We start from the raw sequence: 24,417 nt of genomic DNA on the forward strand, positions 1-24,417 counted from the left end.
CTCGGCACGGACGCGGGTGAAGCCGCGGTCGCGGGCCGCTGCAGCGCTGCCGCCCGGTCACTTCGCAGGGCGGGGCGCGCGCAACGTCGCGTGCATGACGTCGGGACGTCGGCGTAGGACTCGGGCCATGCTCCGCGAGGTGAAGGACGGCGCCCTCGTCGGCGACGGCCGGTCCCTGCTCGGGCGCCGGTGGCGCTTCGAGTCGGGCCGGCAGGTGTCGAGCGCGCGCTGGTCCGCGCGGCAGGTCCGGCGGCTGCTGCGGGCGGCGGACGACGATCCCGTCCTGCTGCTCGACGACGGCCGCGCGCGGTACTGGCTGTACTCGGGCCGCTTCTACCGCGAGGACGACGGCCTCGACGCGGATGACGTGCTGGCGCTGGTGACCGACCGCGACGTGCGGTCCCGCCGCCGGCTCGAGCGGGCGCGGGCCGTCCTCGCGCAGGAGGAGGAGAAGCGGTCGCCCGGCACGCCCCCGGACGGACGGGCGCCCCGCCGCGAGGCCATCCCCCGCGCCATCCGCCTGGCCGTGTTCGAGCGCGACGGAGGATCCTGCGTGGACTGCGGCGCGACGTTCGAGCTGCAGTTCGACCACGTCATCCCGCTGGCGCTGGGCGGCTCCAGCACGCCCGCGAACCTCCAGGTGCTGTGCGCGCCGTGCAACCAGCGCAAGGGCGCATCGCTCGGCTGAGCGCCCGGCTGCCATCGTGTGTCAGGCATGCCTGACGTCCCCGCCTCCCCCACCGCTGCCGTGACCCCTCCGGTCGCCGACGAGGCCAGCCCGCTGCGCCGCCTCATCCGGTACGCCGAGCCGCACCGGCGCTCGGCGCGGATCGCGGCCACCTGGAGCATCGCGAACAAGATCTTCGACATCGCCCCGGAGCTGCTGATCGGCGTCGCCGTCGACGTCGTCGTCCGCGGCGAGGGCTCGATCGTCAGCGACGTGTTCGGCGTCGAGGACCGCTTCCACCAGCTGCTCGTGCTCGCCGCGATCAACCTCTTCGTCTGGATCCTGGAGTCCGCGACCGAGTACCTGGCGGCCGTCGGCTGGCGCTCCCTCGCGCAGACGATCGAGCACGAGGCGCGGATGGACGCCTACACCCACGTCCAGCGGCTCGAGCTGGGTGCGCTGGAGGACCGCGAGACCGGTGACCTGCTCGCCGTCCTCAACGACGACGTCAACCAGATGGAGCGGTTCCTGGACGTCGGCGCCAACGACATCATCCTCACCGTCATGAACGTGATCCTCGTCGGGATCGTGTTCGTCGTCATCTCGCCGCTGCTGGCGGTGCTGGCCTTCCTCCCCATCCCCGTCATCGCCCTCGGTTCGCTGCGGTTCCAGAAGCGCCTGGAGCCGCTGTACGCGACGGTCCGTGAGAAGGCGGGCGCGGTCGCGGGCGTGCTGGCGAACAACCTCGCGGGCCTCGCGACGATCAAGTCGTTCACCGCCGAGGACCGCGAGGTCGCGCGCATCAGCACCGCCTCGCTCGAGTACCGCGACGCGAACCGCATCGCGATCCGGGTGTCCAGCGCGTTCGTCCCGCTGATCCGCATGGCGATCCTGGCCGGCTTCACGACGACGCTCGTGATCGGCGGCAAGGCGGCGCTCGACGGGAGGCTCGAGGTCGGGGCGTTCAGCGTCCTGGTGTTCATGACGCAGCGCCTGCTGTGGCCGCTGACCCAGCTCGGCGAGGTCCTCGACCTGTACCAGCGCGGCATGGCGTCCACCCGCCGGATCCTCGACCTGCTCGACGTCCCGGCGCGGATCGTCGGGGGGACGGACACGCTCGCCGCCCCCGTGGCCGGCGCGGTGCGGCTGGACGGGGTGCGGTTCGCCTACCAGCACTCCCAGGCGTCCGGCGTCGAGGTCCTGCGCGGCGTCGACCTCGACGTCCCCGCGGGTGAGACACACGCGATCGTCGGCCCGACCGGTGCCGGCAAGTCCACGCTCGTCAAGCTGCTGCTGCGCCTCGAGGACCCCACGGCCGGGGCCATCACCCTCGACGGCGCCGCGCTGCCCTCGCTGCGGCTCGAGTCGCTGCGCGGCGCGCTCGGCTACGTCGCGCAGGACGTGTTCCTGTTCAGCGGGACGATCCGCGAGAACGTGGCCTACGGGCGTCCGGGTGCGTCCGACGAGGAGGTCCGCGGCGCACTGGCGGCGGCCGAGGCGCTGACCTTCGTCGACGGCCTCCCGGACGGGTTGTCGACCCTCGTCGGCGAGCGCGGGATGCGGATGAGCGGCGGGCAGCGGCAGCGCCTGTCACTCGCGCGCGCGATCCTGCGCGACCCGGCCGTCCTGCTGCTGGACGAGGCGACCGCCGCCGTCGACACCGAGACCGAGGCGGCGATCCAGCGCTCCCTGCGGACCGTCAGCGCCGGGCGCACGACGATCGTGATCGCCCACCGCCTGTCGACCGTCCGACACGCCGACCGGATCCACGTGCTCGAGGCCGGGGCCGTCGTCGAGTCCGGGACCCACGACGAGCTCGTCGCCGCGGGCGGGCGGTACGCAGGGCTGTGGGCCGTGCAGATCGGCGAGGCCGTCACCGACTCCGCCTGACGCCGGCGGCTCTCCCCATCGGAGGGTGAGGCTCGCCACCCGGTGGGGCGCTCGCACGCGGACCGCGGGATAGCGTCGTGGTCGACCACTCCCGAAAGCGAGACCCACCCGACATGACCCCCACCGTTGACGTCCTGCAGGGCAGCCACGGCGACTACCACGTGCACGTCTGGGACGACTCAGACGCGCGCTACATCGCGCTGCTCGCCCACGGCATCGCCGAGCACGCGCGCCGCTACGACCACGTCGCCGCCGCGCTGGTCGCCGACGGTGCCGCCGTCTACGCGCCCGACCACTACGGCCACGGCCTGTCGGCCGGCGAGCGCGGCCTCGTCGAGGACGTCGAGGCCTACGTCGACGACCTGCACCTCGCCGCCGAGCTGGCCCGCGGCAGCCACCCTGGCCTGCCGGTCGTCCTCATCGGCCACTCGCTCGGCGGCATCATCGCGACGCGGTTCGCGCAGCGGTACATGGATGAGCTGACCGCCCTGGTCCTGTCGGCGCCGGTCATCGGCGGCAACCCGGGCTTCGAGGCGCTGCTGGCGATGGACCCGCTCCCCGAGGTGCCGCTGGACCCGGCCGCCCTCTCCCGCGACGCAAGCGTCGGCGAGGCGTACGCGGCAGACGACCTGGTCTACCACGGCCCGCTCGCGCGCAAGACGCTCGAGACGATCTTCGGCGCCGTCGACACGATCGCGCAGGGCCCGAAGCTCGACCTCCCCACCCTCTGGCTCCACGGCGACCAGGATCCGCTGGCGCCGTACCCCGTGACGGCGGAGGCGGTCGAGCGGCTGCGGACCGACAAGGTCTCCGAGAAGGCCTACGCGGGCGCGATGCACGAGATCTTCAACGAGACGAACAAGGACGAGGTCATCGGGGACGCCGTGGCGTTCCTGCACGCGCAGACCACGTAGCGCGACGTCCGCTCGCCCGGCCGCCGAACGTCGGTTTCCCCGTCCGTGGACGCGGGGTTTCCGACGCTCGCGTGCCGCGGCGCCCGGCGCAGCGCCGAGCGGCGGTTTCCCCGTCCCTGGACCGCGGGGGAACCGACGTTCGATGACGGCGCGGCGCTCAGGCCCGGCTGCGCACCGCGGGGCACACCCGAGGGCGCACCCTGAACTTTCCGCCGCAGCCGACGCCCGGGCCCCGGTGCGGGGTAGGGTCCGCACGTGGCTGCACCGTCGCCGGCCTCGACCACCACCCTCCGGGCCACCGTCGCGACGTTCCTGCGATCTCCGGAGGACGAGCAGAGCGGGGACGACCTCGCCCGTGCCATCGCCGCCGTCCTGATCTTCGCGATCGTCGTGGCCAACCTGATCGGATCGGTCGCCGTCCTCGCCGTGACCTACCTGATCCTGCCGCTGCCCGCGGTGGACGACGTCGGTCAGGTCCGCGCGGTGAACGCCGCGACAGCGGCGACCTACATCACCGCGGCGATCACGATCGGCGTGGTGCTCGGCCTGCGGCGGCTCCGGGGCCTGGTCGCCTGGCTGCGGTCGGACGCCCCGGCGGACGAGGCCATGCAGCGTCTGGTCATCACCGCGCCGCTGGTCCTGTTCCGGCTCCAGGTCGCACTCTGGTTCGGCGCGGCGGTCCTGTTCGGCGTGCTTAACACGGGCTTCTCGGGCGCCCTGGCGGCGACCGTGGCGTTCACGGTCGCCGTGACCGGCATCACGACGGGGGCCTGCGCCTACCTGCTCGTCGAGCGGATCCTGCGCAAGGCGGCCTCGCGCGCGCTCGCCGAGGCCGTCCCCGATCGCCTCGCCGTACCGGGTGTCGGCACCCGCGCCGTGCTGGCGTGGGCGTTCGGGTCCGGCGTCCCGGTCCTGGGCCTGGTCGCCGTCGGCGTCAGCGCGCGCGCCGGCGGTCCTGCCGGCGACCAGCTCGAGGTGACGATGATCGGCCTCGGCGGGATCGCGCTGGTCATCGGCCTGCTGGCCGTCGTCCTCGCCGCGCGCGCCACCGCGGACCCGGTCGAGGGCGTGCGTCGCGCGCTGCAGTCGGTCCAGGAGGGCGACTTCGACGTGCACGTCCCCGTGTACGACGGGACGCAGATCGGCAAGCTGCAGCTCGGGTTCAACCGCATGGTCGACGGGCTCGCCGAGCGCGACCGCATGCGGACCGCGCTCGGGATCTACATGGACCCCGCGGTCGCCGAGCGGGTGGTGAGCGAAGGCGTCGACCTCACCGGCGAGGTCGTCGAGGTCACCATCATGTTCATGGACGTGCGCGGGTTCACGGCGTTCGCTGAGGACACGCCCGCGCCCGAGGTCCTCACCGCGCTCAACGGCCTGTTCGAGCAGGTGATCCCGGTCATCCAGGAGCACGGCGGCCGCGTGGACAAGTTCGTCGGGGACGGGCTGCTGGCGGTCTTCGGCGCCCCGCAGCGACTCGAGAACCACGCCGACTCCGGCCTGGCCGCCGCGCTCGCGGTGGTCGACCTCGTCAGCGACGGGATGCTGCCGATCGGCATCGGCCTGAACTCGGGCAGCGTGGTCGCCGGGAACGTCGGCGGCGCAGGCCGCCTGGAGTTCAGCGTCATCGGCGACGTGGTGAACGTCGCGGCCCGGGTCGAGTCCGCCACCCGCGAGACCGGGGACATGCTGCTCGTGACCGAGCACACGCGTGCGCTGCTCTCCCGTGAGCCGGTGGCCGTCGTCGAGCGGCCGGGCCTGGTCCTCAAGGGGAAGTCGACGACGGTCCGCGTCTTCGCGCCCGAACCCGGTGCCGCGGCCGGCGGCGACTCCCGCGGCGGCTCAGAGCACGATGCCGCCGTCGACGGGTAGCACCGTGCCGGTGATGTAGGCGGACGCCGGCGCGGCGAGGAACGCGACCCCCGCAGCGATTTCGGCCGGATCGGCGCTGCGGCCGACGGGGATCGAGCGCGCGATGTGCGCCCGGCTCCTGTCCGACAGCGACGCGGTCATGTCGGTCTCCACGAAGCCCGGCAGGACCGCGTTGACGGTGATGCCGTCGCCGGCGACCTCCGCAGCGAGGCAGCGGGTGAGCCCGAGCTGCGCGGCCTTCGCCGCCCCGTACGCGACGTCGCCGGGGAACGCACGCACCGCTGCCGGACTGGAGATCGAGACGATCCGGCCCCACCCCGCGGCGCGCATGAGCGGGACGGCACGGCGGGCGCAGAGGAAGGTCGCGCCCAGGCTCGTGCGTACGACGGCGTCGAAGTCGGCGATCGCCAGCGCGTCGATGCGGCCGCCGCGGTGGATGCCGGCGTTGTTGACGAGGACGTCCACCCGGCCGAGGTCGCGCTCGACGACGTCGAACAGCCGGTCGACGGCCTCCGGATCGCCGACGTCGGCCCGGACGGCGACGGCACGGCCGCCCGCCGCGGCGATGGCCGCGACCACGTCGTCCGCCCGGTCGGGACTGGTCGCGTAGTTGACCGCCACTGCCGCCCCGTCGGCGGCCAGCCGCAGCGCGATCGCCCGCCCGATGCCGCGGCTGGCGCCGGTGACCAGCGCGACCTTGCCGGCGAGCGGCCGGCCTTCCGTCGAGTCCGGCACGCGACCCGGTCGTCCGTCAGTCGTTCGCCGTCGCGGCGACGAGGATGTGCTGGAACTTCTCGCGGGCCGCCGCGCGACGCGTCGGGACGTGCTCGGACGGGATGCCGTCGACGGGCGCGCTGTAGCCGCGCAGGAGCTGCCGCGCGACGGACTGGCGGTGGACCTCGTCCGGCCCGTCGTAGAAGCGCGCGCCACGCGAGAAGCGGTACATCGCCTCGAGCGGCATGTCGGTCGAGTAGCCCAGCGACCCGTGCGCCTGCAGCGCACGATCGACGACGTCGTGCATGACGCCGGCGCCGAAGAACTTGATGAGCGAGATGTCGGTGCGCGCCGCGCTCGCCCCCTGGGTGTCCATCTTCCAGGCCGCGTGCAGGGTCATCAGCCGGGCGGCCTGCATCTGCGCGGCGCTGTCGGCGATCCAGTTCTGGACCGTCTGCTTGTCCGCCAGCAGGCTGCCGCTCGCGTAGCGGGACTGCGCGCGCTCGCAGAGCATGTCGAACGCCCGCTGCCCGACGCCCAGCCAGCGCATGCAGTGATGGATGCGGCCGGGCCCGAGGCGGTGCTGCGCGATCAGGAAGCCGGCACCTTCCTCCCCCAGCCGGTTCTCGACCGGGATGCGGACGTTCTCGTAGAGGATCTCCGCGTGGCCGCCGAGCTTGCCGTACTCCTCCTGCGGGTGCTCCATGGTCGAGACGTCGCGAAGGATGTTCACGCCCGGGGTGTCGGCCGGGACGATGAACATCGTGGCCCGCTGATGCGGCCGCGCGTCGGGATCGGTGACCGCCATCACGATCAGGAAGTCGGCGATCGACGCGTTCGAGGAGAACCACTTGTGACCGTCGATGACGTACTCGTCGCCGTCGCGGACCGCGCGCGTGGTGAGCAGGGTGGGATCGCTGCCCGCGGTGTGCGGCTCGGTCATCGAGAAAGCGGACTTCAGGTCGCCGGCGAGCAGCGGGTGCAGCCAACGGTCCTTCTGCTCCGGCGTTCCGACGAGGGCGAGGATCTCGCTGTTGCCGGAGTCGGGGGCCTGGCAGCCGAACGCGTTCGGCGCGAACGGCGAGCTGCCGAGGATCTCGTGCATGAGTCCGAGCTTCACCTGGCCGAAACCCTGGCCACCGAGCTCGGGGTCGAGGTGCGCCGCCCACAGCCCGCGCTCCTTGACGCGCTCCTGCAGTGGCGCGTAGATGGCGTCGACCTGGTCCTGGTCGAGCTCGCCGTAGACGGTGTCCAGCGGCCAGATCTCCTCCCGGACGAAGTCGCGCATCCACGCGAGCTGCTCCTCGAAATCGGGGTCGGTGCTGAAGTCCCAGGCCATGGCGATGCTCCCTCTCGTCGAACGGTCACCGTCCAATCTAATGCACTTGCATTGAATGTCAAGTCAGGTACATTGACTCGCGACCGATGCCCGCCGCCGCCCGCGACACCACGCCTGACCTTCGCGCCCGACTCGTCGCGGCAGCGGAGGAGCTGTTCTTCGCCCGCGGCGTGGAGGCGGTGTCCCTGCGTGAGATCGGCGTGGCGGCCGGGGCCCGCAACGCGAGCGCCGTGCAGTACCACCTGCGTGACCGCGCCGGGGTCATCCAGGCGATCCTGGACAAGCACCGTCCCGACGTCGACGCGCGGCGACATGCGCTGCTGGACGCCCTGGAGGCGGACGGCGACGGGGACCTGTGGCAGCTGGCAGCAGCCTACGTGCGGCCGCTCGCGGCGAAGCTGACGGACCCGGCCGGCGGTCCCGGGTATCTCCAGGTGATGGCCGATCTCGTCACCCGGCCTGAGCCGGTCGTCGCCTGGATCGGCGGCGAGGACCCCAGCGACAGCACCGCGCGCTGGCGCGCCCTCGTGACCCCGTTCATGGCGCCCGGCGGCGTCGAGCTGCACCGTCGCTTCACCGCCATGCAGTTCACGCACACGCAGCTCGCCCGGCGCGCGCACGAGACGCGGCGCAACGACCAGCGCCTCTTCACGAGCCACCTGACCGACCTCGTCGCCGCGCTGCTCGGGGCCCCGGTCTCACCCCAGACCGCTCGCCTGCGGCGATCCACGCGCAGCACGTCGCGCTGACCTCGTGCTGTGCCCGCGCCGGAAAGCGGGCGATCGATCGGATGACCGATGGTAGGACGGCTTCCGACCAACCAACCATGCGATCGGGTGAGGTGCCGACAGGATCCGTCCGACGATGATCACGCCATGATCGCCCGTGTCCCCGCCTGCCCCACGACCGACGGCGCCGCCCGCACCCAGGCCGAGCAGCGCGACGAGGCGCACCGGCTGCTGGCCGAGCTGAACGGGACGCTCACGCGACTGGAGGAGCTCACCGCCGGCACGCTCACCCCCGCGGTCGCCGACGACGTCGCGCACGACCTGCTCGCGACCGCAGCGCGGACGGGGTCGATGCTCGTCGCGGTCGCCGACACCAGCTACCGCGCGCAGGCCGCCGAGGCCGTCGCGCACGCACCGGGCGACCAGGCGGACGCCGACCGCGTCCTGGCCGTGGCCGGCTGGCTCGGCGCCGCCGGGAGCACGCTGCGAACGTCAGCCACCCAGGCCGCGGCATCGGTCGGCGCACGCAGCCTGCTGCGCGCCGGCTGGTCGGTCCGCAGCGTCGCCGCCACCGCGGACCCCGCGCCACGCGCGGCGAACGCGAGCGACGCCGCCGCCGCCTAGGCCCGCACCCTCCGCGTCCGGGGTAGCTCCGGGGGACGCGCAAACTTCGGGGGTGCACCCCCAATGTCGTCTGGGACGCGGCCCGTCATCGTCCCTCCTCATGGACACGAACGCCGGACGCAACGACCAGCCGCCCCGCCCGCGGCGCGGGACCGACGTCGCCGAGGCGCGACCGGACCGGGAGCGTGAGGGCCGTCGCAGCACGGACACCGCGTGGCCGCGGGGCGCCGCCACCCTCGCCGACCCGCGGGTCGTCCTCGCGATGGCCGACGGCCACCCGGCCGGCATCAAGCAGTTCCTGCAGTTCTGCCTGGTCCTCGTCTACCCGGCGTTCCTGTTCCTGGTCGTCGTCGCCTGGCCGCTGTGGGCGGTCGGCAAGGTGCTCGAGTGGGTCCTGGTCTTCCTGTTCTGGCCGCTGCGTGCGTACCTGGGCCGCCGGGAGGAAGCGTCATCGGCGGGGGCCGGCGCGGGCCACTGAGGCGCATCCGCGGCCGGCGCGGCGCTCAGCCAGGTTCGGGGGCGGACGCGTCCGGCGCCGAATCGAGCGAGAGCTGCAGCTGCTGCGACGCCGGGCGGCCGGTGTCGTCCAGGCCGGCACGCTCGACGTGCTCGAACGAGCCCAGGCGGACGCCGAGCAGCCGGACCGGTTCCGCCGGCCGATGCTCCTCCCACAGCCGCATCGCCTCCGCGGCGATGATCGCGGCGTCGTCCGTGTAGTGCGGGAGGGTCGTCGCGCGCGTGTAGGTGCGCCACGCGCCGGTGCGGATCTTCACGGCCACGTTGCGTCCCCGGAACCCGCGGCGCCGCGCACCCTCGGCGACCTCCTCCGCCATCTTCGCGATCTGCTCGCGGAGCGGTGCCGGGGCCCCGCTGGACTCGTCCGGGTCGGGGTCGACGTCCTCCTCGAAAGTGTGCTCGCTCGAGATGCTCTTGCGCTGGCGGACCGGCTGCAGGGGGACGTCGACGCTGAGATCGGCGACCTGGGCCAGCCAGCTGCCACGGCTCTCGCCGAACGTCCGCACGAGCATGTCCGCCTCCGCGCGGGCCAGGTCGGCGAGCGTCCGGAACCCGAGCTGCTCGAGGGTCTGCGCCGCCTTCGGCCCGATGCCGGGGATGATCGACAGCGGCCGGCCCGCCAGTCGCTCGCGGGCCTGCTCGCGCGACAGGACGACGAACGCCGCCGGCTTCTCGAGGTCGGAGCTGATCTTCGAGATGAGGCGCGACGGCGACACGCCCGCCGACAGCTGGATTCCCGTCTCCGCCCGCACCTTCTCGATCAGGCCACGCAGGAACGCGAGCGGCTTCTCGATCTGCACGAGCTCGGCGTAGGCCTCGTCGATCCCTGCCTGCTCGAGGTGCGCGATCGGGCCGTCGTCGGACTCGAAGACCGCCCCGGCCGCCACCAGCTCACGGCTCGCCAGCTCCCATACGCGCCGGGACGTGCTGGTGTACAGCTCACGATCGGGCGCGATCACGACCGCCGCCGGGCACAGCCGCAGGGCGCGGCTCATCGGCATCGCCGACCCGACGCCGAACCGGCGCGCCGGATAGGACGCCGTCGTGACGATCGACCGCGGCCCCGAGCCCCCGACGATCACCGGCCGCCCACGCAGCGACGGATCGCTGAGCTCGTGGCAGGTCGCGTAGAACGCATCAGCGTCGAGGTGCGCGATCACGCGACGGACGGCCACCGGGTCGAATCTACCGTCCTGGTTCCGGTGACCCCGGGCGCCTGCGGCTGCGATGATCCCAGTCGGATGACTGGCCGCCCGCACCCGATCGACGAGTTCGTCACCGTCCGCGTGATCGGGGATCCCGGCGGCAACCCGCCCGACTGGGTCAAGGAGGCCTGGATCGGCATCGAGTTCGACGCCGTCCGCTTCGAGGGCAAGGCCCGCATCGGCAGCAGCCGCGGGCGGGCCTGGTTCGCGAAGACCCGTCGCGGTGGCTGGAGCGTCCCGGCCGACGAAGCCGTCGCCGCCCTCGCCGCCGCCGGCCGGACCGAAGCGGCTGACTGGTGGATCGCGACCGGTCAGGTCGACCGCTTCGCGACGCTGATCTTCCACGCCGAGTCCTGCGTCCCGGTCGAGACCCCGGGACCGGACGGCGTGCCCGGGAACGGGCGACCGCTGTCCTAGCGGCACCTGCGACGAGCCATCGGCCGCGAAGCCGATAAGGTTCCGTGGACGCGGGAGTAGCTCAGTTGGTAGAGCATCAGCTTCCCAAGCTGAGGGTCGCGAGTTCGAGCCTCGTCTCCCGCTTATGGAAAACCCCGCAAAATCGCGGGGTTTTCTTTTGCCGGCGCGCAGGCCAGCGCCTCCACCTCCTCGACCTCAGAGCAGTCAAGCCGCGCCGGCGGATTCTCACGGCGCTTGTCCGTCGCTCCGGCGGCATGGACGCCAGGCCGTACGTGTCCGGGCGCATCCCGTACTTCAGGATCGAGACGAGCGCCTGCCGGTGCTGGGTGACGTTCCGCGGACCCAGCTCTTTCGCATCGAGGGCCTTCGGCCAGTCCGCCACCTCACGCACCGTCACATCTTGCGCTGGCCTGTCGCCGAACGGTCCCATGACGCGGCCAGGGTGACCCGATCACGCCGTACATCGTGCCGGCAGCAGGCCCAGCGAGAAGGCTCGCGACGAGATCGAAGGTGCTCATCGCTGCGAGGTGGGTCCGAACGCGCAAACCGCCCGCCGGCGCTTCCGACGGGCAGTCCGTCTGGCCTACGGCGCCGTGGCCCCACGACGTGACGGCTGGCGCATCCTGTGGTGCACCGCGGCTGCCGCTAAGCGGTGGTCCGTGTTGCTCCCACGGTGGGATCCTGTTCCTCGATGGCTCAGCGGGCGCGTCGGATCAGGGCGTTGCGCGGCATCTGCAGCGCGAATCCGACCGCATCGAAGTGCTCGCGCCATGCGACGAGATGGTCGCCGTCGAACTCGAGGATTCCCGCCACGCGGGCCGAGGCGATGAGCGACCCGTCGCGGCGGCGCAGATGGTCGATGCGTTCGCACAGCACGACGTTGCCGGTGGCCACCAGATGCGGCAGCTCGACGTCAATCGTCTCGAGGCCGAGGAGCTGGTGAGACAGACGGAGGAATCTCAGCGCGCCGACCCGGGTGTTGGTGACCATGAGCGGACGTTGCTCCCAGCGGCAGGCCGGCGCCAGCAGCGACTCGAACGCGGCGCACGTCTCGTCGAAGGAGACCGCCCAGCGGCTGAAGAAGCGGGTCGCAAGTTGCGCGTAGTCAACGCTTTCCTGCGCAGTTGTGTCGTGTCTGGAGGCCACCATCGCGGGCCAGCCTAACCCGTTGATGAATGCTCCTTCAACAATGATCAATGTTTCACCGTGGAGGTTCGGGTATTCCATTCACCGCTCTGGCGCTCTGGAGCGCTTCGGCCGGAGACGCGGCGCTCGAGTCCGCCGGACACCGAGTGCGGTGAGATACGGGACAATGAAGTCCCGAGGCCTCCTAGACCACGATGGCGGCCCCGCCACCCGGCGACGCGCACCTGCGAGGCTCCGCGGGGTGAGCCAGGAAGCAGCAGCAGGCGAGCCGGTCGCCGTCGTCGGCGCGGGGGTCGTCGGCCTGAACGCCGCCTTGGCGCTTGCCACTGCAGGGCATCCCGTGGTCGTCCTCGCCGCGGACGAGGCGGCCCGCACGGTGTCCGCCGTCGCCGGCGGGCTCTGGTCGCCGTTCCGCGCCGGCCCGGCCGCGGCGGTCGCCCGCTGGGCCCGCGTGGGCTACGACGCCTACGCGTGCCTCGCGGACGCCGTCCCCGCCGCGGGTGTTCGTCTCCTCGACGTCGTCCTCGTCGTCGAGGACGACGCGCGTCCGCATCCGTGGGAGGCCTGCGCCCCCCGCGCCGGCCGCCCTGCCACCCCGGCCGAGCGGCCGCCGGGCGTGAGCGCGTCGCGCGTCCTGCGGGTCCCGTCCGTCGACACCACACGTCACCTCGCCTGGCTTCAGGAGCGCCTGATCGAAGCGGGCGGCCGCGTGGAGCGGCGCCGCGTGCGCACACTCGAGGAGGCCTTCGACGCGGCGGATGTCGTCGTCGCCTGCCCGGGCCTCGCGGCCCGAGAGCTGCTCGACGACCCGACGGTCTTCCCACTCCGCGGCGTCGTCGTCGAGGTCGCGCACCCCGGGACCGCCGCGCTCCCGGCGCTGCTCGACGAGCGCGGCACCCAGCCGACCTACGTCCTCCCACGCCCCGACGGGACCGTGCTGCTCGGGGGGCGGGCCGACCCGGGGGACGAGCGGCTCGACCCAACTCCGGAGGAGGTCACGGACATCGTCGAGCGCTGCGTCGCGCTGGTGCCCGCACTCCAGGGCGCCCGGGTGCTCTACGCCCGCGCGGGCCTGAGGCCGGGCCGTCCGGACGTCCGGGTGCAGTCGCTGGCGCACCCGCGCGGACGCCTCGTCGTCGACTACGGCCACGGCGGCTCCGGCTGGACACTCGCCGCGGGCTGCGCCGCCGATGTCGTTGCACTCGTGCACGGAGCCTGAGCCCGCGCTCACCCTCGCGGCGGCTGCGCGACACGGTCGCACGGCGCGGCCGTCGGCGGGGACGAGCCGCTAGTCGTCGAACGCGGACGCGACGCGACGGGTTGCTTCCAGTTGCGGGTAGTGCCCGACGCCGTCCAACACGTGGACGGCGGCTCCGGGCATTCGCACGCGGATCTCGGGCACGACGTGCGCGCCCGAGACCGGGTCCTCCGGCCCCCAGATGAAGCGCATCGCAAGGTCACAGTCGACCAGCGCTCCGACCCATCGCTCTTCGTGGACGCGCCGCTCGGCCATGTACGCGAGAAGGCGGTGGATGTTGCGGTTCCCGCGATCGCGGCTGAACGCCCGCCAGTGCTCGTGCAACTCGCTGGTGCCTGGTTCGATCGACATCACCGCCCGTAGCGCCCTGGCGAACTGCCGCTCGGACGACAGGCGGGCCAGCAGCGGTCCGAATGGCCCGACCATCAGCGTCTGGATCCGAATCGGTCGGTGCAGGTGAGGAAAGATGCCGCCGTTCAGAAACGTCGCAGCCGTGAGCGTGACGCTCAGCCGTCCTTCGCCACGGCGGGCGAGCAACTCCTGCGCGACCGAGACGCCGTAGTCGTGGGCGACGAGTGCCGTCTCGGTCACGCCGTGCGCGTCCCACACCGCCTCGACGAGGTCGGCCTGCTCGGTCAACGTGTAATCGTGGCCCCGGGGCTTGGCCGATGCCCCGAAGCCGAGGAAGTCGAGCGTGACGTCGCGACGTCCTGCACCGAGCGCCTGGTGGAGGGGCGCCCAGTCCCATGAAGAGGTCGGGAACCCGTGAAGCCAGGTCACGACCGGAGCATCTGCGGGTCCGTCGGCGCGCGTGAAGGTGCCGTTCTCCAAGCGCCGACCTCCTGCCCACCAGGCATCAAGCGACTGCACCTCGGCAACGCTACCCGAGAGCCGTGACCTGGAACTCCTGACCACCCGGGCACGCGAGATGACATCACGCGTCGGCTTGGGCGTCCGCTGCTGCTGCTCGGCGAAGAAGCGCCGGCCGATTCGAAAAGAGCGAGGTCGGCCGATCCAGGGTCAGCCGACGATGTGGTCGTCGTCCAGGAGGCGGGTGCGTCGGAGGCGCAGTGCGACTTCGATCTCGACGCGGCGGTGCTGAATCGTCGCGCCGCCGATGGCGGCTTCGGCTTGGCGCAAGCGGTTGCGGACGGTGTTCTCGTGGATGCCGAGGGTGGCCGCAGCGGCAACGTGGCTGCCTGTCGAGAGCCAGGCCAAAAGCGTCTCGCAGACGCGGTCGTTGACGGCACCCGGCGGAAGGAGCTGGCCGAGCTGCGCGACGAGGAACGCGCGGGCGCGGGAGGTGTCCTGAAGGAGGACGGTCTCGAGCCAGACGTCGCGGAACCAGAGCGTGGGCGGGGCGTCGAGGAGCATGTGCTGGACGGTGGCGGCCTCACGCGCCTGTTCACGGGTGCGGCGGAACCCGGTGATGCCGGTGGCGGGCTCGCCGACGGTCAGACGGGTCGCGCGCTCGGCGGCGGCGGTGCGCAGCCGTGCGAGATCGTGCTCGGCGAAGGCGTCGGGGCGGCCGAGCCAGCCGATCCACGACTGGGCGCCGTCGGCCATGAGCAGGACGTGGTCGGCGCCGGCGGCGAGGCGGAGCGGTTCGAGCTCCTCGGAGAACAGTCGGCCCCGCGGCGCTTCGAGGCGCAGCGCGAGGTGCGTTCCGGCGAGGCGGTAGCCGAGCACCTCGTCGGTGTCGCGGCCGGGGTCGTCGAGGCGGCCGTCGAGGATCTGCTCGACGAGCGGGCGGCGGACATTCTCGCGCGTCCGCGTGGACTCCGCCTGCAGCGCGTCGTAGCGAGCTTCGACGGCGTCGAGCACGTCGCTTAGCCCGGGGTCGCCGCGCCGGTCGGCAAGGAGGTCATCGAACATCGCCGTGGTCATCGTGCGGCTGAGCGCGACGATGGTCGTCTTGAAGCCGGGGGCTGGCTCATCCAGCACGCGGCGGGCTCCGCCGTCGGACGCTTGGTCATCAAGTTCGCCCACGCGGCCGGCATCCGCACCATCAACGTCGTGCGCCGCGCAGAGCGCGCCGACGAGCTTCTGGCACTCGGAGCGGACCACGTGCTGATCGACGCCGACGCCGGCACCGAACGCACCGCCGAGCTCACGGGCGGCGTCGCCGTCGCCCTCGCGCTCGACGCGGTGGGCGGACGAGCCACAGGCTCGCTGCTCTCGGCACTCGCACCGGGAGGCGTCCTGGTCAGCTACGGCGACATGTCCGGCCAGCCGAGCGTGACCAACCCAGCCGACCTGATCTTCGGACGACGGTCGATCCGCGGCTTCAACGTCGGCGACTGGTTCGCCAACGCCACGCCCGCGGCGATCGCGGATCTCTACGGCACGATCCTCGGGCAGCTCGTTGCCGGCGACCCGCCGATTCCCATCGAAGCCACGTATCCGCTCACCGACACGGAATCCGCACTACGCCACGCTGCGGAAGACGGGCGCGCCGGAAAGATCCTGCTCGTCGGATCACCACTCTGATCGAACGCTGCACGAACCACACTCGGGCAGCCGCCGGCTTGCCGTCTCGAGGAGCTGATCAGATCGCGCGCATGGGGCGCCGCCCGAGCGTTGAGGCTCGGCCGGCGCCTCGGGTCATCAGGCGGAGGGGACGGCGGCCTTTCCGAGGACCGCGTCGAACGCCGTGCGGAGGGCGGCAGCGGGGTCGGTCGGCACCTCTTGCGTGCGCCACGCCGTGTGCTGGTCGGGTCGGACGAGCACTGCTCCGCCGGGCTCGAGCCCGCCGACCTCGGCCCATTGGCCGTCGACGTCGCTCACGGTGCCTCCGATGGTGACCGCGTCGATCTTCACACCGAGCTCGTCGGCCACCGCGGAGGCGGCCTTCAGCCACTCCGCGCCGTCCGCGCCGGCGATCAGGGCGAACGTCCCGGGCGTGATGAGGTCGTGCGTCGACAGCCGCCGGCCGTCGCGCTCGATCCATGCGTGCGGGAGACGATGACCCGGCCGGGTGGTCGGCTTGTAGACGGAGCCGAACGGGTCGCGGACGGGCATGTCGGTCCCGTCGGGCACGACTGCGGCGGAGTCGTAGTTGTAGCCAATCTCGATCTCGTGGGCGTGGAACTCGACGCGCTGGGTGTTGATCACCTCCGCGAAGCGCCCGCGGATCGACGCGCCGAGACGGGTGTCGGCGAAGAACGCGGCGAAGGCGGCCATGTTCTGCTCCTTCGGCGCGCCGGGCATCAGTCCCATCGCCACGTCGATCACAGCGAAGTTCGTGAACGCCGACAGGGCCCAGTCGGCGTTGTCCGCCCCGACGGGGAGGCGCTCGGCTTCGTAGGTGTCGAGGAGCGAGTCGTCGGCGCGGCCGCTGACGACCTCCGCGAGCTTCCAGCACAGGTTGTGAGCGTCGTGGATCGCGCCGTTCAGCCCGAGCCCGGTGGTGGGCGGCTGACGGTGGGCGGAGTCACCGGCGAGGAAGACGTTGCCGATCCGGAACTTCTCGGCGTGGATGCGGTCGAGGATCCAGTGGCTGACCTTCAGGACCTCGAGGTCGAGATCGGGGATCTTCAGCAGCTCACGCATGCGCGGCACGATGGCGGCCTCGTCGAAGCGCGCGGGGTCGTCCGGCCGGAAGGCGAAGTGGATGACCCACTCCTCCGAGTGGCGGTCCCAGGTCGGCCCCATCTTCACGAGGGCGCCGCTGGACCAGGAGCCCTCGCCCTCTGGATTGATCGACCAGGTGATCATCGACTTGTCGTCGACGTACTCGGAGAGGTCGGCCTTGAAGTGCGTGGAGACCATCTCGAGCATGCCGGTCGGGCCAAGCATCGGTGTGCCGAGCTTCGGCACCACGGTCTTGCCCCCGTCGGCGGCGATCATGTACCGCGCGCGGACGATGAACCTCTCGTCGGCGGCGCGGTCCAGGACCGTGGCGACGATGCCCGCGTCGGTGTCCTCCCACTCGACGATCTCGTGCCCGAACTTGACCACCTCGCCCCGCCCGCCCGACCGCTCCTCGGCCATCTTTCGCAGCAGCGGCTCGAGGCGGATCTGCGGGAGGTTCGACGGGAGGGCCGGCCCGTCCTTCTCGTACGGCGCCTTCAGCACCCCGCCGCCGAACGCGTCGAACTCGTGGAAGTCGCGGCGGTCGTACGGCCCGTCCCCACCGAGCGAGGTCACCCAGCGGATGTGGCCGAAGTTCTCGAGCGGCGCTCCGACCTCATAGATCGGGTCCGCCATGCCGAAGCCGCGGAAGATCTCCATCGTGCGCTGGTTGAGGTAATGCGCCTTGGGGAGGTGCGAGGTCTCGGAGTGGCGCTCGACGAGCAGATGCTCGACACCCATCTCCGACAGGAACGAGGACGCGCTCATGCCGCACCCTCCCCCGCCCATGATCAGGACGGGCACTTCGACTTCTCGCATGACGGCAACTCTCCTCGGTAGTAGACCCTCGCGGCAGAAGTATATATAACATACTGTCAGCGCGGCCGTGATGGTTCGGACCGCAACTCATCAACCGCAAGTGGAGAGGGTCATGTCCGACATCTCATTCGACGAAAGCCGCGTCCGCCGGCCGACGCTGCACCACGTCAACCTGAAGACACTGAAGCTCCAGGAGTTGATTGACTGGTACGAGAAGGTCATCGGGTCCAAGGTCAACTTCCAGTGGCCGGGCGGGGCGTTCGTCACCAACGACGAGGCCAACCACCGGATCGCGCTGATCTCGCTGCCGGACTTCGTCGACGACCCCGACAAGCTCACGCGCACCGGCATGCACCACAGCGCCTTCGAGTACGAGCACATCGATGACCTGCTCGCGACGTTCCTGCGGCTGAAGGCCGAGGGCATCCTGCCCGGGGCGTGCCTGGATCACGGCCTGACGCTGTCGTTCTACTACCACGACCCGGACGGCAACTCGGTCGAGCTGCAGGCCGACAACTACGGGGACTGGGCGGCGTCGACGGAGTTCATCCGCACCGACCCGCGGTTCGGGGAGAACCCGATCGGCTCGCCGGTCGATCCCGACGCATACCTCGCGGCCCGCGCGGGCGGGATGGACGTCAAGGAACTGCACGAGCGTGCCTACGCCGGCGAGTACCCGCCGTCCGGCCCGTTCGACATCCGCCTTCCGCTGCCGTGACGTCAGGCGGCCTCGCCGGCGTCGCCTGCGCTGAGCAAGGCCTCCATCAGGGTCTCGTTGTGGCGCAGGTGGTCGGCCATCGCCTTGGCCGCCCGGGCGGGGGCGCGAGCTTCGAGCGCGGCAAGGATCGCCTCGTGCTCGGGCTGGGCGATCGCCGGGCTGCTCGGCGTGCCGTCGATCAGGATCCGCACGTAGGCCGCGGACGCGTCGCGCAGCTCGGCGATCAGCTTGGCCAGGTTCGGCCGGCCGGCTGCGGCGTAGATCTGCTCGTGGAACCGCTGGTTGAGCGCGAAGTACGCGACCGCGTCGCTGGTACGGCCCATCTCGTCGACCAGCGCGCGCAGGGCGGCGAGCCCGTCCTGGTCCAGGCGAGTGGCAGCGGCGCGGGTGGCGAGCGGCTCCAGCGCGATGCGGATCTCGTAGTTCTCCCGCAGGTCCTCGACGCTCGGGATGAAGACGACCGCGCCGCGGTGGGGCTCGTAGGTGATCAGGCCCTCGCGCTGCAGCCGCGCGAACGCCTCCCGGACCGGGGTCGGGCTGACGGCGAACGCCCGGGCCACGTCGTTCTGCTTGAGCGCCGTGCCGGGCGGGATCTGGCCGCCGAGGATCTGACGGCGCAGGTCGTCGGCAACCGCCTCAGCGCGCGTGGTGGGGGTCGATCCGAGGGGCTGCAGACTGCTCATGCCCCCAGCGTAGACGCAAAGTCAAATAATCTACAATCGAAGGAGCAGCCGTGAAACTCGTGCGCTACCGCACCCCCGACGGCATCACCACGGGACTCCTGGACGGCGAGGAGATCACGGCCCTCGAAGGCCTGTCGGTGGTGGAGCTGCTGATCCTCTCCCCCGCCGACCGCGCGGCGCGCGTCGATGCTGCCCGCGGCGCGACCGTCCCCTTGGCGGACGCCGAGCTGACCGCGCCGGTCGAGCAGCCGGGGAAGTTCCTGGCTCTCGGGTTCAACTTCGCAGACCACGCAGGCGAGCAGCCCGACATGAGCAACCAGACGGTCGTCGACCTCTACGAGACGGTGCGGCTCACCCGGGCGGCGTACCCGTCACCGAAGCTGCCGACCATCTTCAACAAGCAGACCTCGAGCATCTGCGGACCGTTCGACCCCGTGCTGATGCCCGAGGACTCCGAGCTGCTGGACTACGAGGGCGAGCTGGTGATCGTCATCGGCGCCCACGGGCGGCGCCTCTCGCCGGGTCAAGCGCTGTCGATCGTCGGCGGCTACACCGTCACCAACGACATCTCCGTCCGCGACTGGCAGTGGGACACCCCGACCACGTGGCCTGGCAAGAGCTTCGACACCCACGGTCCGATCGGCCCCTGCGTCGTCACGGCCGACGCCCTCGACCTGTCCGACCTCGCGATCCGCACCTGGGTCAACGGCGAGCTGCGCCAGGACTCCTCGACCGCCGCGATGGTCCTCGACGTCGCCACGATCGTGTCGACGATCTCGCAGATCTGCAGCCTGCAGCCCGGCGACCTGATCGCCACGGGCACCCCTGGCGGCATCGGTACCCCGACCGCCAACTGGCTCAAGGTCGGCGACGTCATGCGCGTCGAGGTCGAGGGCATCGGCGTGATCGAGAACACCGTCGTCGCCGAGGACGCGCTCGGGCCCTCCCTGCCCGAGGGCGAGTGGTCGCTCAGCCGCTCCTGACGTCCGAGCGTCGCCGGGCCATCACCGGCCCGGCGACCACGCCCCGAGGACCATCAGCGTCTTCGTCCCGACGATCTTCCCGGTGCTGCGCATCCTGTCGATGACGCGCTTGAGGTCCTCGACGTCGCGCACGCGGATGAGCGCGAGCGCGTCGGGGTCGCCGGCCATCGTGTAGATCGCCTGCACCTCGGGCAGCCCCTTGGCCACGCCGGCGATGTCATCCACGCGCGTGTTTCCGGCGAAGCGCAGCTCGGTGAACGCCTCGAGCGGCCGACCGAGCTTCGCGTGATCCACGACCGTGGTGTAGCCGGTGATGACGCCGGACTCCTCGAGCCGGTCGATGCGCCGCTTGACCGCCGGGGGCGACAGCGAGACCAATCGGCCGATGTCGGCGAGTGATCGCCGGGCGTCCGCGACCAGCAGGTCGACGATCTCAACATCGGTGCCGTCGAGCTCGACCTCAGCCATACCTCAAAGACTACAGATTATATGTAATCGAACGCGTATCTGGCTTTCGCCTTCGATCCTTGCGTCATGCGTCGAAGTGGGACGGTTGCGGTGGCGGCCGGCCCCCGCGCGCGGTTCAGTGGCGTCATGTCGGGTCACCCGTCCGCGGCCGCCGGCCGCCCCACCTGCGTCCGCGAGGCAGGCTCATGAGCGAGACTGCAACCGCCGTCGACGTCACGATGCCCGGGCTCTCCGAGGGCATGGAGACGGGGACGATCATCGCCTGGCTCATCGAGGACGGCGCCACCGTGAACGTCGGCGACGATCTCCTCGAGGTCGAGACCGACAAGGCCGCGATGACTGTCGAGGCCGAGGCCGCCGGCATCCTGCGGATCGTCGTCGGTGTCAACCAGTCCGCCCGCGTCGGCGACGTGATCGCCCGCATCGGCGATGCCCCCACCGGGCCCGAGGCAGCCGCGCCGCCTCCGGCACCCGCTGCCTCCGCCGAGCCCGCCCCTCTCTCCGAGTCGCATGAGAGCCCCTCGCCGGCGACCGCCGCCACCAACGGAAATGCCGACAGCTCGGTGCGGGTGTCGCCGGTCGCTCGCCGCGTGGCCCGGCAGCACGGCGTCGACCTCACCGCCCTGACCGGGACCGGCCCGGGCGGCCGGATCGTCCGCAGCGACGTCGAGCAGGCCGCCGGCCTCCCGGCGACTCCCGCGCAGGCTGACGCATCCGCTCCTGCTGCCGCGCCGGCGGCGACCGCGCCGTCGGCCGAGAGGTCCAACCCGCGTGCCCGGACCGCCAAGGGCGACGTGCGCGTCGAGGAGCTCACACGCGTGCAGACCGTGGTGGCACGACGCATGTCGGAGTCCAAGGCGACCGCGCCGGAGTTCATCCTCGGCGTCGACGTCGACATGGAGGAGGCGATGGCCCTGCGCACCAAGCTCAAGGCGCTCGCCGGCGACGCGAAGCCGCCGTCGTACAACGACCTGGTCATCAAGGCCAGCGCCCTCGCTCTGCGCGAGTTCCCGCGCGCGAACGGCGCCTACGTCGACGGCCATTTCGAGCTCTACGAGAACATCAACGTCGGGATGGCCGTCGCGGCCAACGATGCGCTGATCGTCCCGACGATCTTCGACGCCGACAAGAGGTCGATCGGGGAGATCGGCCGCGAGTCCCGCCGGCTGGCCGACCGCGTCCGCGACGGCCAGGTCACCCCGCCGGAGCTCGCCGGCGGCACATTCACCGTGTCGAACCTGGGCATGTTCGGGATCTCGGAGTTCGTCTCGATCCTCAACCCGCCGCAGGCGGCGATCCTGTCCGTCGGCGAGATGAAGCGCAAACCGGTCGAGTGGGAGGACGAGGTCGCCCTGCGCCACGTGATGAAGCTGCGGCTCAGCTGCGACCACCGGATCCTCTACGGCGCCGACGCCGCCGGCTTCCTCAGCCGCATCAAGGTCCTGCTGCAGAACCCGCTCGGGATGGCGCTCTGATCATGTCCACGACACCGAGACGGGCCCCGGCCGACCTGAGCGCTCCCCCGGAGGAGCTTCTGCAGGCCGTCGAGCGCCGCGTGCTGTGGCTCGCGACGTCGATCGTCCACCACGCGAACAAGGTCCGCGAGAACACCTCAGGGGTGAAGGTCGGCGGCCATCAGGCCTCCAGCGCGTCGATGGTCTCGATCATGACCGCGCTCTGGTTCGCGCATCTGCGCGCCCCGGACCGCGTGTCGGTCAAGCCGCACGCCTCCCCGGTCCTGCACGCGATCAACTACCTGCTCGGCGAGCTCGACCCCAAGTACCTGACGACGCTGCGCGAGCTCGGCGGGCTGCAGAGCTATCCGAGCCGCACCAAGGACCCCGACCCCGTCGACTTCTCCACCGGCTCCGTCGGCATCGGCGCCACCGCGACGATCTGGAGCGCCCTCGCGCACCGCTACGTCGCCGGGCACACCGACGTCCCGGTCGGCGGCCGCCAGATCGCGCTGCTCGGCGACGCCGAGCTCGACGAAGGCGCCATCTGGGAGGCGCTCGTGGACCCGGTCGTCCCGTCGCTCGGTGAGGTCATGTGGGTCGTCGACCTGAACCGCCAGTCCCTCGATCGCGTCGTCCCCGCGATGGCGATCCAGCGCCTGCAGGGCATGTTCGCCGCTGCCGGCTGGCAGGTCCTCACCGTCAAATACGGCCGGCGACTCGAGGAGTTGTTCGCCGCACCGGGCGGCGAGGCCGTCCGTGCCCGCATCGACAGGATGCCGAACGAGGAGTACCAGCGGATGCTCCGCGCCCCCGCCGCCGAGGTCCGCGAGCGGCTGCTCGCCGGACGCACCGGCAAGCGCGACATCGCGAAGGCGATCAAGGAGTACGACGACGATCGCCTGCACCGGACGGTCCGTAACCTCGGCGGTCACGACCACGCCGCCCTGCTTGACGCCTACCGGGCCGCCGACCAGGCGACCGACCAGCCGAGCGTCGTGTTCGCCTACACCGTCAAGGGGTGGTCGCTGCCCACCGAGGGCCACCCGTCGAACCACTCCGCGTTGCTGTCGGCCAAGGAATACGACGCCCTCGCGCCGACGCTCGGCGCCGACACGCAGGACCCGTGGGCCGCGTTCGACCCCGACAGCGACGAAGGGCAGCTGTGCGCAGAGACCGCCCGCACGCTGCATCGGGCCAAGCGCCCACCCGCTGCCGGCGTCGGCGTCCCCGAGGCGCTCGACCGCGCGCACGTCGGCGAGACGTCCACGCAGCAGGCTCTCGGCCGACTGCTGACCGATCTCGCGCACGCCGCGCCGGACACGGCGAAGCGGATCGTCACCGTGTCACCCGATGTCGCGTCGTCGACGAACCTCGGCGGCTGGATCAACCGCGTCGGGATCTGGTCCGTCGGCGAGCGAATCGACTGGTTCGCCGACGACCGCCAGACCCTCGTGAAGTGGCGCGAGCACCAGCACGGCCAGCACATGGAGCTCGGCATCGCCGAGGTCAACCTCGTCGGCCTGCTCTCCGAGCTCGGCGCCACCTGGTCCCGCGACGGCGCAGCACTGCTCCCCATCGGGACCATCTACGACCCGTTCGTCGCCCGCGCCCTCGAGCCCTGGTCCTTCGGCATGTACGCCGGCGGCCAGTCGATCCTCATCGGCACCCCCTCCGGCGTCACGCTTGCCCCCGAGGGCGGCGCGCACCAATCGATCAACACCCCGAGCATCGGCATCGAGCAGCCCGAGTGCATCGCCTGGGAGCCCGCCTTCGGCCAGGACCTCGAATGGACGTTCCTGCACGCGCTCTCCCGCCTCGGGCAGACCGGCGGCACGTCGAGCTATTTTCGACTGACCACCCGGCCGATCGACCAGGCGCTCTCACCGCTCCCGACCGACGCAGAGGCCCTCGCTCAGCGTCGCGCCGACGTCCTCGCCGGCGGCTATCGCCTCGCGGACGGCGGCCCGGGTGCCCAGGTCACCCTCGTCGGGGTCGGCGCCGTGATGCCGGAGGTGCTCGAGGCCGCCCGGATCATCGAGCAGGACACCGGCTACGCGCCGCACGTCGTGTGCCTGACGAGTCCTGATCTCGTGTTCCGTGCGACGCAGGCCCGGCGCGGCCTGACCGAAGGACCGAGCGACATCCTTGCCCGCCTCTTCCCCGAGGATCGCCTCACGCCGATCGTGACCGTGATGGACGGCCACCCTCACACGCTGAGCTTCCTCGGCGTCACCGGCCGCATCCCGATCACGAACGTCGGCGTCGAGCGCTTCGGACAAGCCGGCTCGCTGGAAGACGTCTACGCCCACCACGGCCTCGATCCCGAGTCAATCGTCGGCGCCGCCCTGGACCTCGTCACCTGACGCCCAGCACTCCTGCACGACGACCGAGGCTCGCCGCGAGCACCGTGTCGCCGCGAGCCGCAT

At 71.7% G+C, this 24,417-nt stretch carries 23 protein-coding genes and 1 tRNA gene; 15 read left to right on the forward strand and 9 right to left on the reverse strand.

The features are described 5' to 3' along the window. Positions 1-127: 127 nt before the first annotated feature. The 4 genes from DSM112329_RS18180 to DSM112329_RS18195 all read left to right on the forward strand — a co-directional run bounded on the left by DSM112329_RS18180 (position 128) and on the right by DSM112329_RS18195 (position 5,343). Entirely contained in the window at positions 128-688 is a 561-nt protein-coding gene (locus DSM112329_RS18180) for an HNH endonuclease (protein WP_354697970.1), read from the forward strand. 27 nt (positions 689-715) lie between these two features. Continuing rightward, complete coding sequence (locus DSM112329_RS18185; RefSeq protein WP_354697971.1) at positions 716-2,557, forward strand: ABC transporter ATP-binding protein; 1,842 nt, start codon at positions 716-718, stop codon at positions 2,555-2,557. A 113-nt stretch (positions 2,558-2,670) separates the two neighbouring features. Next, the gene (locus tag DSM112329_RS18190; RefSeq protein WP_354697972.1) at positions 2,671-3,471 is read left to right on the forward strand and encodes an alpha/beta fold hydrolase; all 801 of its coding nucleotides are present in this window, start codon (positions 2,671-2,673) and stop codon (positions 3,469-3,471) included. A 255-nt stretch (positions 3,472-3,726) separates the two neighbouring features. After that, on the forward strand, positions 3,727-5,343 hold the full coding sequence (locus tag DSM112329_RS18195; RefSeq protein WP_354697973.1) for an adenylate/guanylate cyclase domain-containing protein: 1,617 nt from the start codon (positions 3,727-3,729) through the stop codon (positions 5,341-5,343). On the opposite strand, the gene DSM112329_RS18200 is transcribed toward DSM112329_RS18195, so the two are convergent. Further along, on the reverse strand, positions 5,314-6,078 hold the full coding sequence (locus tag DSM112329_RS18200; protein ID WP_354697974.1) for a 3-oxoacyl-ACP reductase family protein: 765 nt from the start codon (positions 6,076-6,078) through the stop codon (positions 5,314-5,316). The two genes, DSM112329_RS18195 and DSM112329_RS18200, sit on opposite strands and share 30 nt — an antisense overlap. A gap of 16 nt (positions 6,079-6,094) precedes the next feature. Next, on the reverse strand, positions 6,095-7,396 hold the full coding sequence (locus tag DSM112329_RS18205; RefSeq protein ID WP_354697975.1) for an acyl-CoA dehydrogenase family protein: 1,302 nt from the start codon (positions 7,394-7,396) through the stop codon (positions 6,095-6,097). Positions 7,397-7,482: 86 nt separating this feature from the next. On the opposite strand from DSM112329_RS18205, the gene DSM112329_RS18210 reads away from it, so the two are divergent. From DSM112329_RS18210 to DSM112329_RS18220, 3 genes are all read left to right on the forward strand, one after another. Continuing rightward, a complete protein-coding gene (locus DSM112329_RS18210) occupies positions 7,483-8,145 on the forward strand; it encodes a TetR/AcrR family transcriptional regulator (protein ID WP_354697976.1) in 663 nt (220 codons plus the stop codon). A gap of 126 nt (positions 8,146-8,271) precedes the next feature. Next, positions 8,272-8,748 (forward strand): hypothetical protein, encoded by a 477-nt coding sequence (locus tag DSM112329_RS18215; protein WP_354697977.1) that lies wholly within the window; start codon positions 8,272-8,274, stop codon positions 8,746-8,748. Between the two features lie 100 nt (positions 8,749-8,848). After that, on the forward strand, positions 8,849-9,226 hold the full coding sequence (locus DSM112329_RS18220; RefSeq protein WP_354697978.1) for a hypothetical protein: 378 nt from the start codon (positions 8,849-8,851) through the stop codon (positions 9,224-9,226). Between the two features lie 25 nt (positions 9,227-9,251). Here the strand turns inward: DSM112329_RS18220 and DSM112329_RS18225 are convergent, their stop codons facing one another. Continuing rightward, complete coding sequence (locus tag DSM112329_RS18225; protein WP_354697979.1) at positions 9,252-10,439, reverse strand: DNA polymerase IV; 1,188 nt, start codon at positions 10,437-10,439, stop codon at positions 9,252-9,254. Between the two features lie 66 nt (positions 10,440-10,505). Between DSM112329_RS18225 and DSM112329_RS18230 the strand changes: the two genes are divergently transcribed. After that, the gene (locus tag DSM112329_RS18230; protein WP_354697980.1) at positions 10,506-10,886 is read left to right on the forward strand and encodes a hypothetical protein; all 381 of its coding nucleotides are present in this window, start codon (positions 10,506-10,508) and stop codon (positions 10,884-10,886) included. Between the two features lie 50 nt (positions 10,887-10,936). After that, positions 10,937-11,009: transfer RNA gene (locus DSM112329_RS18235), tRNA-Gly, on the forward strand. Positions 11,010-11,582: 573 nt separating this feature from the next. Here DSM112329_RS18235 and DSM112329_RS18240 read toward each other — a convergent pair. After that, positions 11,583-12,113 carry a limonene-1,2-epoxide hydrolase family protein gene (locus DSM112329_RS18240; RefSeq protein WP_354697981.1) on the reverse strand — a complete coding sequence of 177 codons (531 nt, stop codon included), beginning with the start codon at positions 12,111-12,113 and terminating at the stop codon, positions 11,583-11,585. Between the two features lie 160 nt (positions 12,114-12,273). Here DSM112329_RS18240 and DSM112329_RS18245 point away from each other — a divergent pair, with 160 nt between their 5' ends. Beyond that, positions 12,274-13,251 carry an FAD-dependent oxidoreductase gene (locus DSM112329_RS18245; RefSeq protein ID WP_354697982.1) on the forward strand — a complete coding sequence of 326 codons (978 nt, stop codon included), beginning with the start codon at positions 12,274-12,276 and terminating at the stop codon, positions 13,249-13,251. A 69-nt stretch (positions 13,252-13,320) separates the two neighbouring features. Here DSM112329_RS18245 and DSM112329_RS18250 read toward each other — a convergent pair whose 3' ends face one another. Together DSM112329_RS18250 and DSM112329_RS18255 are read right to left on the reverse strand one after the other, a co-directional pair. Continuing rightward, the gene (locus tag DSM112329_RS18250) at positions 13,321-14,121 is read right to left on the reverse strand and encodes an alpha/beta hydrolase (RefSeq protein ID WP_354697983.1); all 801 of its coding nucleotides are present in this window, start codon (positions 14,119-14,121) and stop codon (positions 13,321-13,323) included. Between the two features lie 189 nt (positions 14,122-14,310). Then, the gene (locus DSM112329_RS18255) at positions 14,311-15,234 is read right to left on the reverse strand and encodes a helix-turn-helix domain-containing protein (protein ID WP_354697984.1); all 924 of its coding nucleotides are present in this window, start codon (positions 15,232-15,234) and stop codon (positions 14,311-14,313) included. Between the two features lie 24 nt (positions 15,235-15,258). Here DSM112329_RS18255 and DSM112329_RS18260 point away from each other — a divergent pair, with 24 nt between their 5' ends. Next, entirely contained in the window at positions 15,259-15,780 is a 522-nt protein-coding gene (locus DSM112329_RS18260; protein WP_354697985.1) for a zinc-binding dehydrogenase, read from the forward strand. A 117-nt stretch (positions 15,781-15,897) separates the two neighbouring features. Here the strand turns inward: DSM112329_RS18260 and DSM112329_RS18265 are convergent, their stop codons facing one another. Further along, entirely contained in the window at positions 15,898-17,682 is a 1,785-nt protein-coding gene (locus DSM112329_RS18265; protein ID WP_354697986.1) for an FAD-dependent monooxygenase, read from the reverse strand. Positions 17,683-17,794: 112 nt separating this feature from the next. Between DSM112329_RS18265 and DSM112329_RS18270 the strand changes: the two genes are divergently transcribed. Continuing rightward, the gene (locus tag DSM112329_RS18270; RefSeq protein WP_354697987.1) at positions 17,795-18,400 is read left to right on the forward strand and encodes a VOC family protein; all 606 of its coding nucleotides are present in this window, start codon (positions 17,795-17,797) and stop codon (positions 18,398-18,400) included. 2 nt (positions 18,401-18,402) lie between these two features. On the opposite strand, the gene DSM112329_RS18275 is transcribed toward DSM112329_RS18270, so the two are convergent. Beyond that, positions 18,403-19,083, reverse strand: a complete 681-nt coding sequence (locus DSM112329_RS18275) for a GntR family transcriptional regulator (RefSeq protein WP_354697988.1) — start codon at positions 19,081-19,083, stop codon at positions 18,403-18,405. 50 nt (positions 19,084-19,133) lie between these two features. Between DSM112329_RS18275 and DSM112329_RS18280 the strand changes: the two genes are divergently transcribed. Further along, on the forward strand, positions 19,134-20,066 hold the full coding sequence (locus tag DSM112329_RS18280; RefSeq protein ID WP_354697989.1) for a fumarylacetoacetate hydrolase family protein: 933 nt from the start codon (positions 19,134-19,136) through the stop codon (positions 20,064-20,066). Between the two features lie 21 nt (positions 20,067-20,087). On the opposite strand, the gene DSM112329_RS18285 is transcribed toward DSM112329_RS18280, so the two are convergent. Further along, complete coding sequence (locus tag DSM112329_RS18285; RefSeq protein WP_354697990.1) at positions 20,088-20,534, reverse strand: Lrp/AsnC family transcriptional regulator; 447 nt, start codon at positions 20,532-20,534, stop codon at positions 20,088-20,090. Between the two features lie 185 nt (positions 20,535-20,719). Between DSM112329_RS18285 and DSM112329_RS18290 the strand changes: the two genes are divergently transcribed. Beyond that, on the forward strand, positions 20,720-22,009 hold the full coding sequence (locus tag DSM112329_RS18290; RefSeq protein ID WP_354697991.1) for a dihydrolipoamide acetyltransferase family protein: 1,290 nt from the start codon (positions 20,720-20,722) through the stop codon (positions 22,007-22,009). 2 nt (positions 22,010-22,011) lie between these two features. Continuing rightward, positions 22,012-24,354: a pyruvate dehydrogenase gene (locus DSM112329_RS18295; RefSeq protein ID WP_354697992.1), complete on the forward strand. Its 2,343-nt coding sequence runs from the start codon at positions 22,012-22,014 to the stop codon at positions 24,352-24,354. Positions 24,355-24,417: the final 63 nt, after the last annotated feature.

Origin of the sequence: Paraconexibacter sp. AEG42_29 (assembly GCF_040581415.1) — a bacterium.
GTDB lineage: Bacteria > Actinomycetota > Thermoleophilia > Solirubrobacterales > Solirubrobacteraceae > Paraconexibacter.

Coding starts and splice junctions, on each gene's coding strand:
- DSM112329_RS18295 (WP_354697992.1), top strand. CDS start 22,012: ATGTCCACGACACCGAGACGGGCCCCGGCCGACCTGAGCGCTCCCCCG.
- DSM112329_RS18215 (WP_354697977.1), top strand. CDS start 8,272: ATGATCGCCCGTGTCCCCGCCTGCCCCACGACCGACGGCGCCGCCCGC.
- DSM112329_RS18270 (WP_354697987.1), top strand. CDS start 17,795: ATGTCCGACATCTCATTCGACGAAAGCCGCGTCCGCCGGCCGACGCTG.
- DSM112329_RS18180 (WP_354697970.1), top strand. CDS start 128: ATGCTCCGCGAGGTGAAGGACGGCGCCCTCGTCGGCGACGGCCGGTCC.
- DSM112329_RS18275 (WP_354697988.1), bottom strand. CDS start 19,083: ATGAGCAGTCTGCAGCCCCTCGGATCGACCCCCACCACGCGCGCTGAG.
- DSM112329_RS18185 (WP_354697971.1), top strand. CDS start 716: ATGCCTGACGTCCCCGCCTCCCCCACCGCTGCCGTGACCCCTCCGGTC.
- DSM112329_RS18290 (WP_354697991.1), top strand. CDS start 20,720: ATGAGCGAGACTGCAACCGCCGTCGACGTCACGATGCCCGGGCTCTCC.
- DSM112329_RS18210 (WP_354697976.1), top strand. CDS start 7,483: ATGCCCGCCGCCGCCCGCGACACCACGCCTGACCTTCGCGCCCGACTC.
- DSM112329_RS18230 (WP_354697980.1), top strand. CDS start 10,506: ATGACTGGCCGCCCGCACCCGATCGACGAGTTCGTCACCGTCCGCGTG.
- DSM112329_RS18205 (WP_354697975.1), bottom strand. CDS start 7,396: ATGGCCTGGGACTTCAGCACCGACCCCGATTTCGAGGAGCAGCTCGCG.
- DSM112329_RS18240 (WP_354697981.1), bottom strand. CDS start 12,113: ATGGAATACCCGAACCTCCACGGTGAAACATTGATCATTGTTGAAGGA.
- DSM112329_RS18190 (WP_354697972.1), top strand. CDS start 2,671: ATGACCCCCACCGTTGACGTCCTGCAGGGCAGCCACGGCGACTACCAC.
- DSM112329_RS18285 (WP_354697990.1), bottom strand. CDS start 20,534: ATGGCTGAGGTCGAGCTCGACGGCACCGATGTTGAGATCGTCGACCTG.
- DSM112329_RS18220 (WP_354697978.1), top strand. CDS start 8,849: ATGGACACGAACGCCGGACGCAACGACCAGCCGCCCCGCCCGCGGCGC.
- DSM112329_RS18265 (WP_354697986.1), bottom strand. CDS start 17,682: ATGCGAGAAGTCGAAGTGCCCGTCCTGATCATGGGCGGGGGAGGGTGC.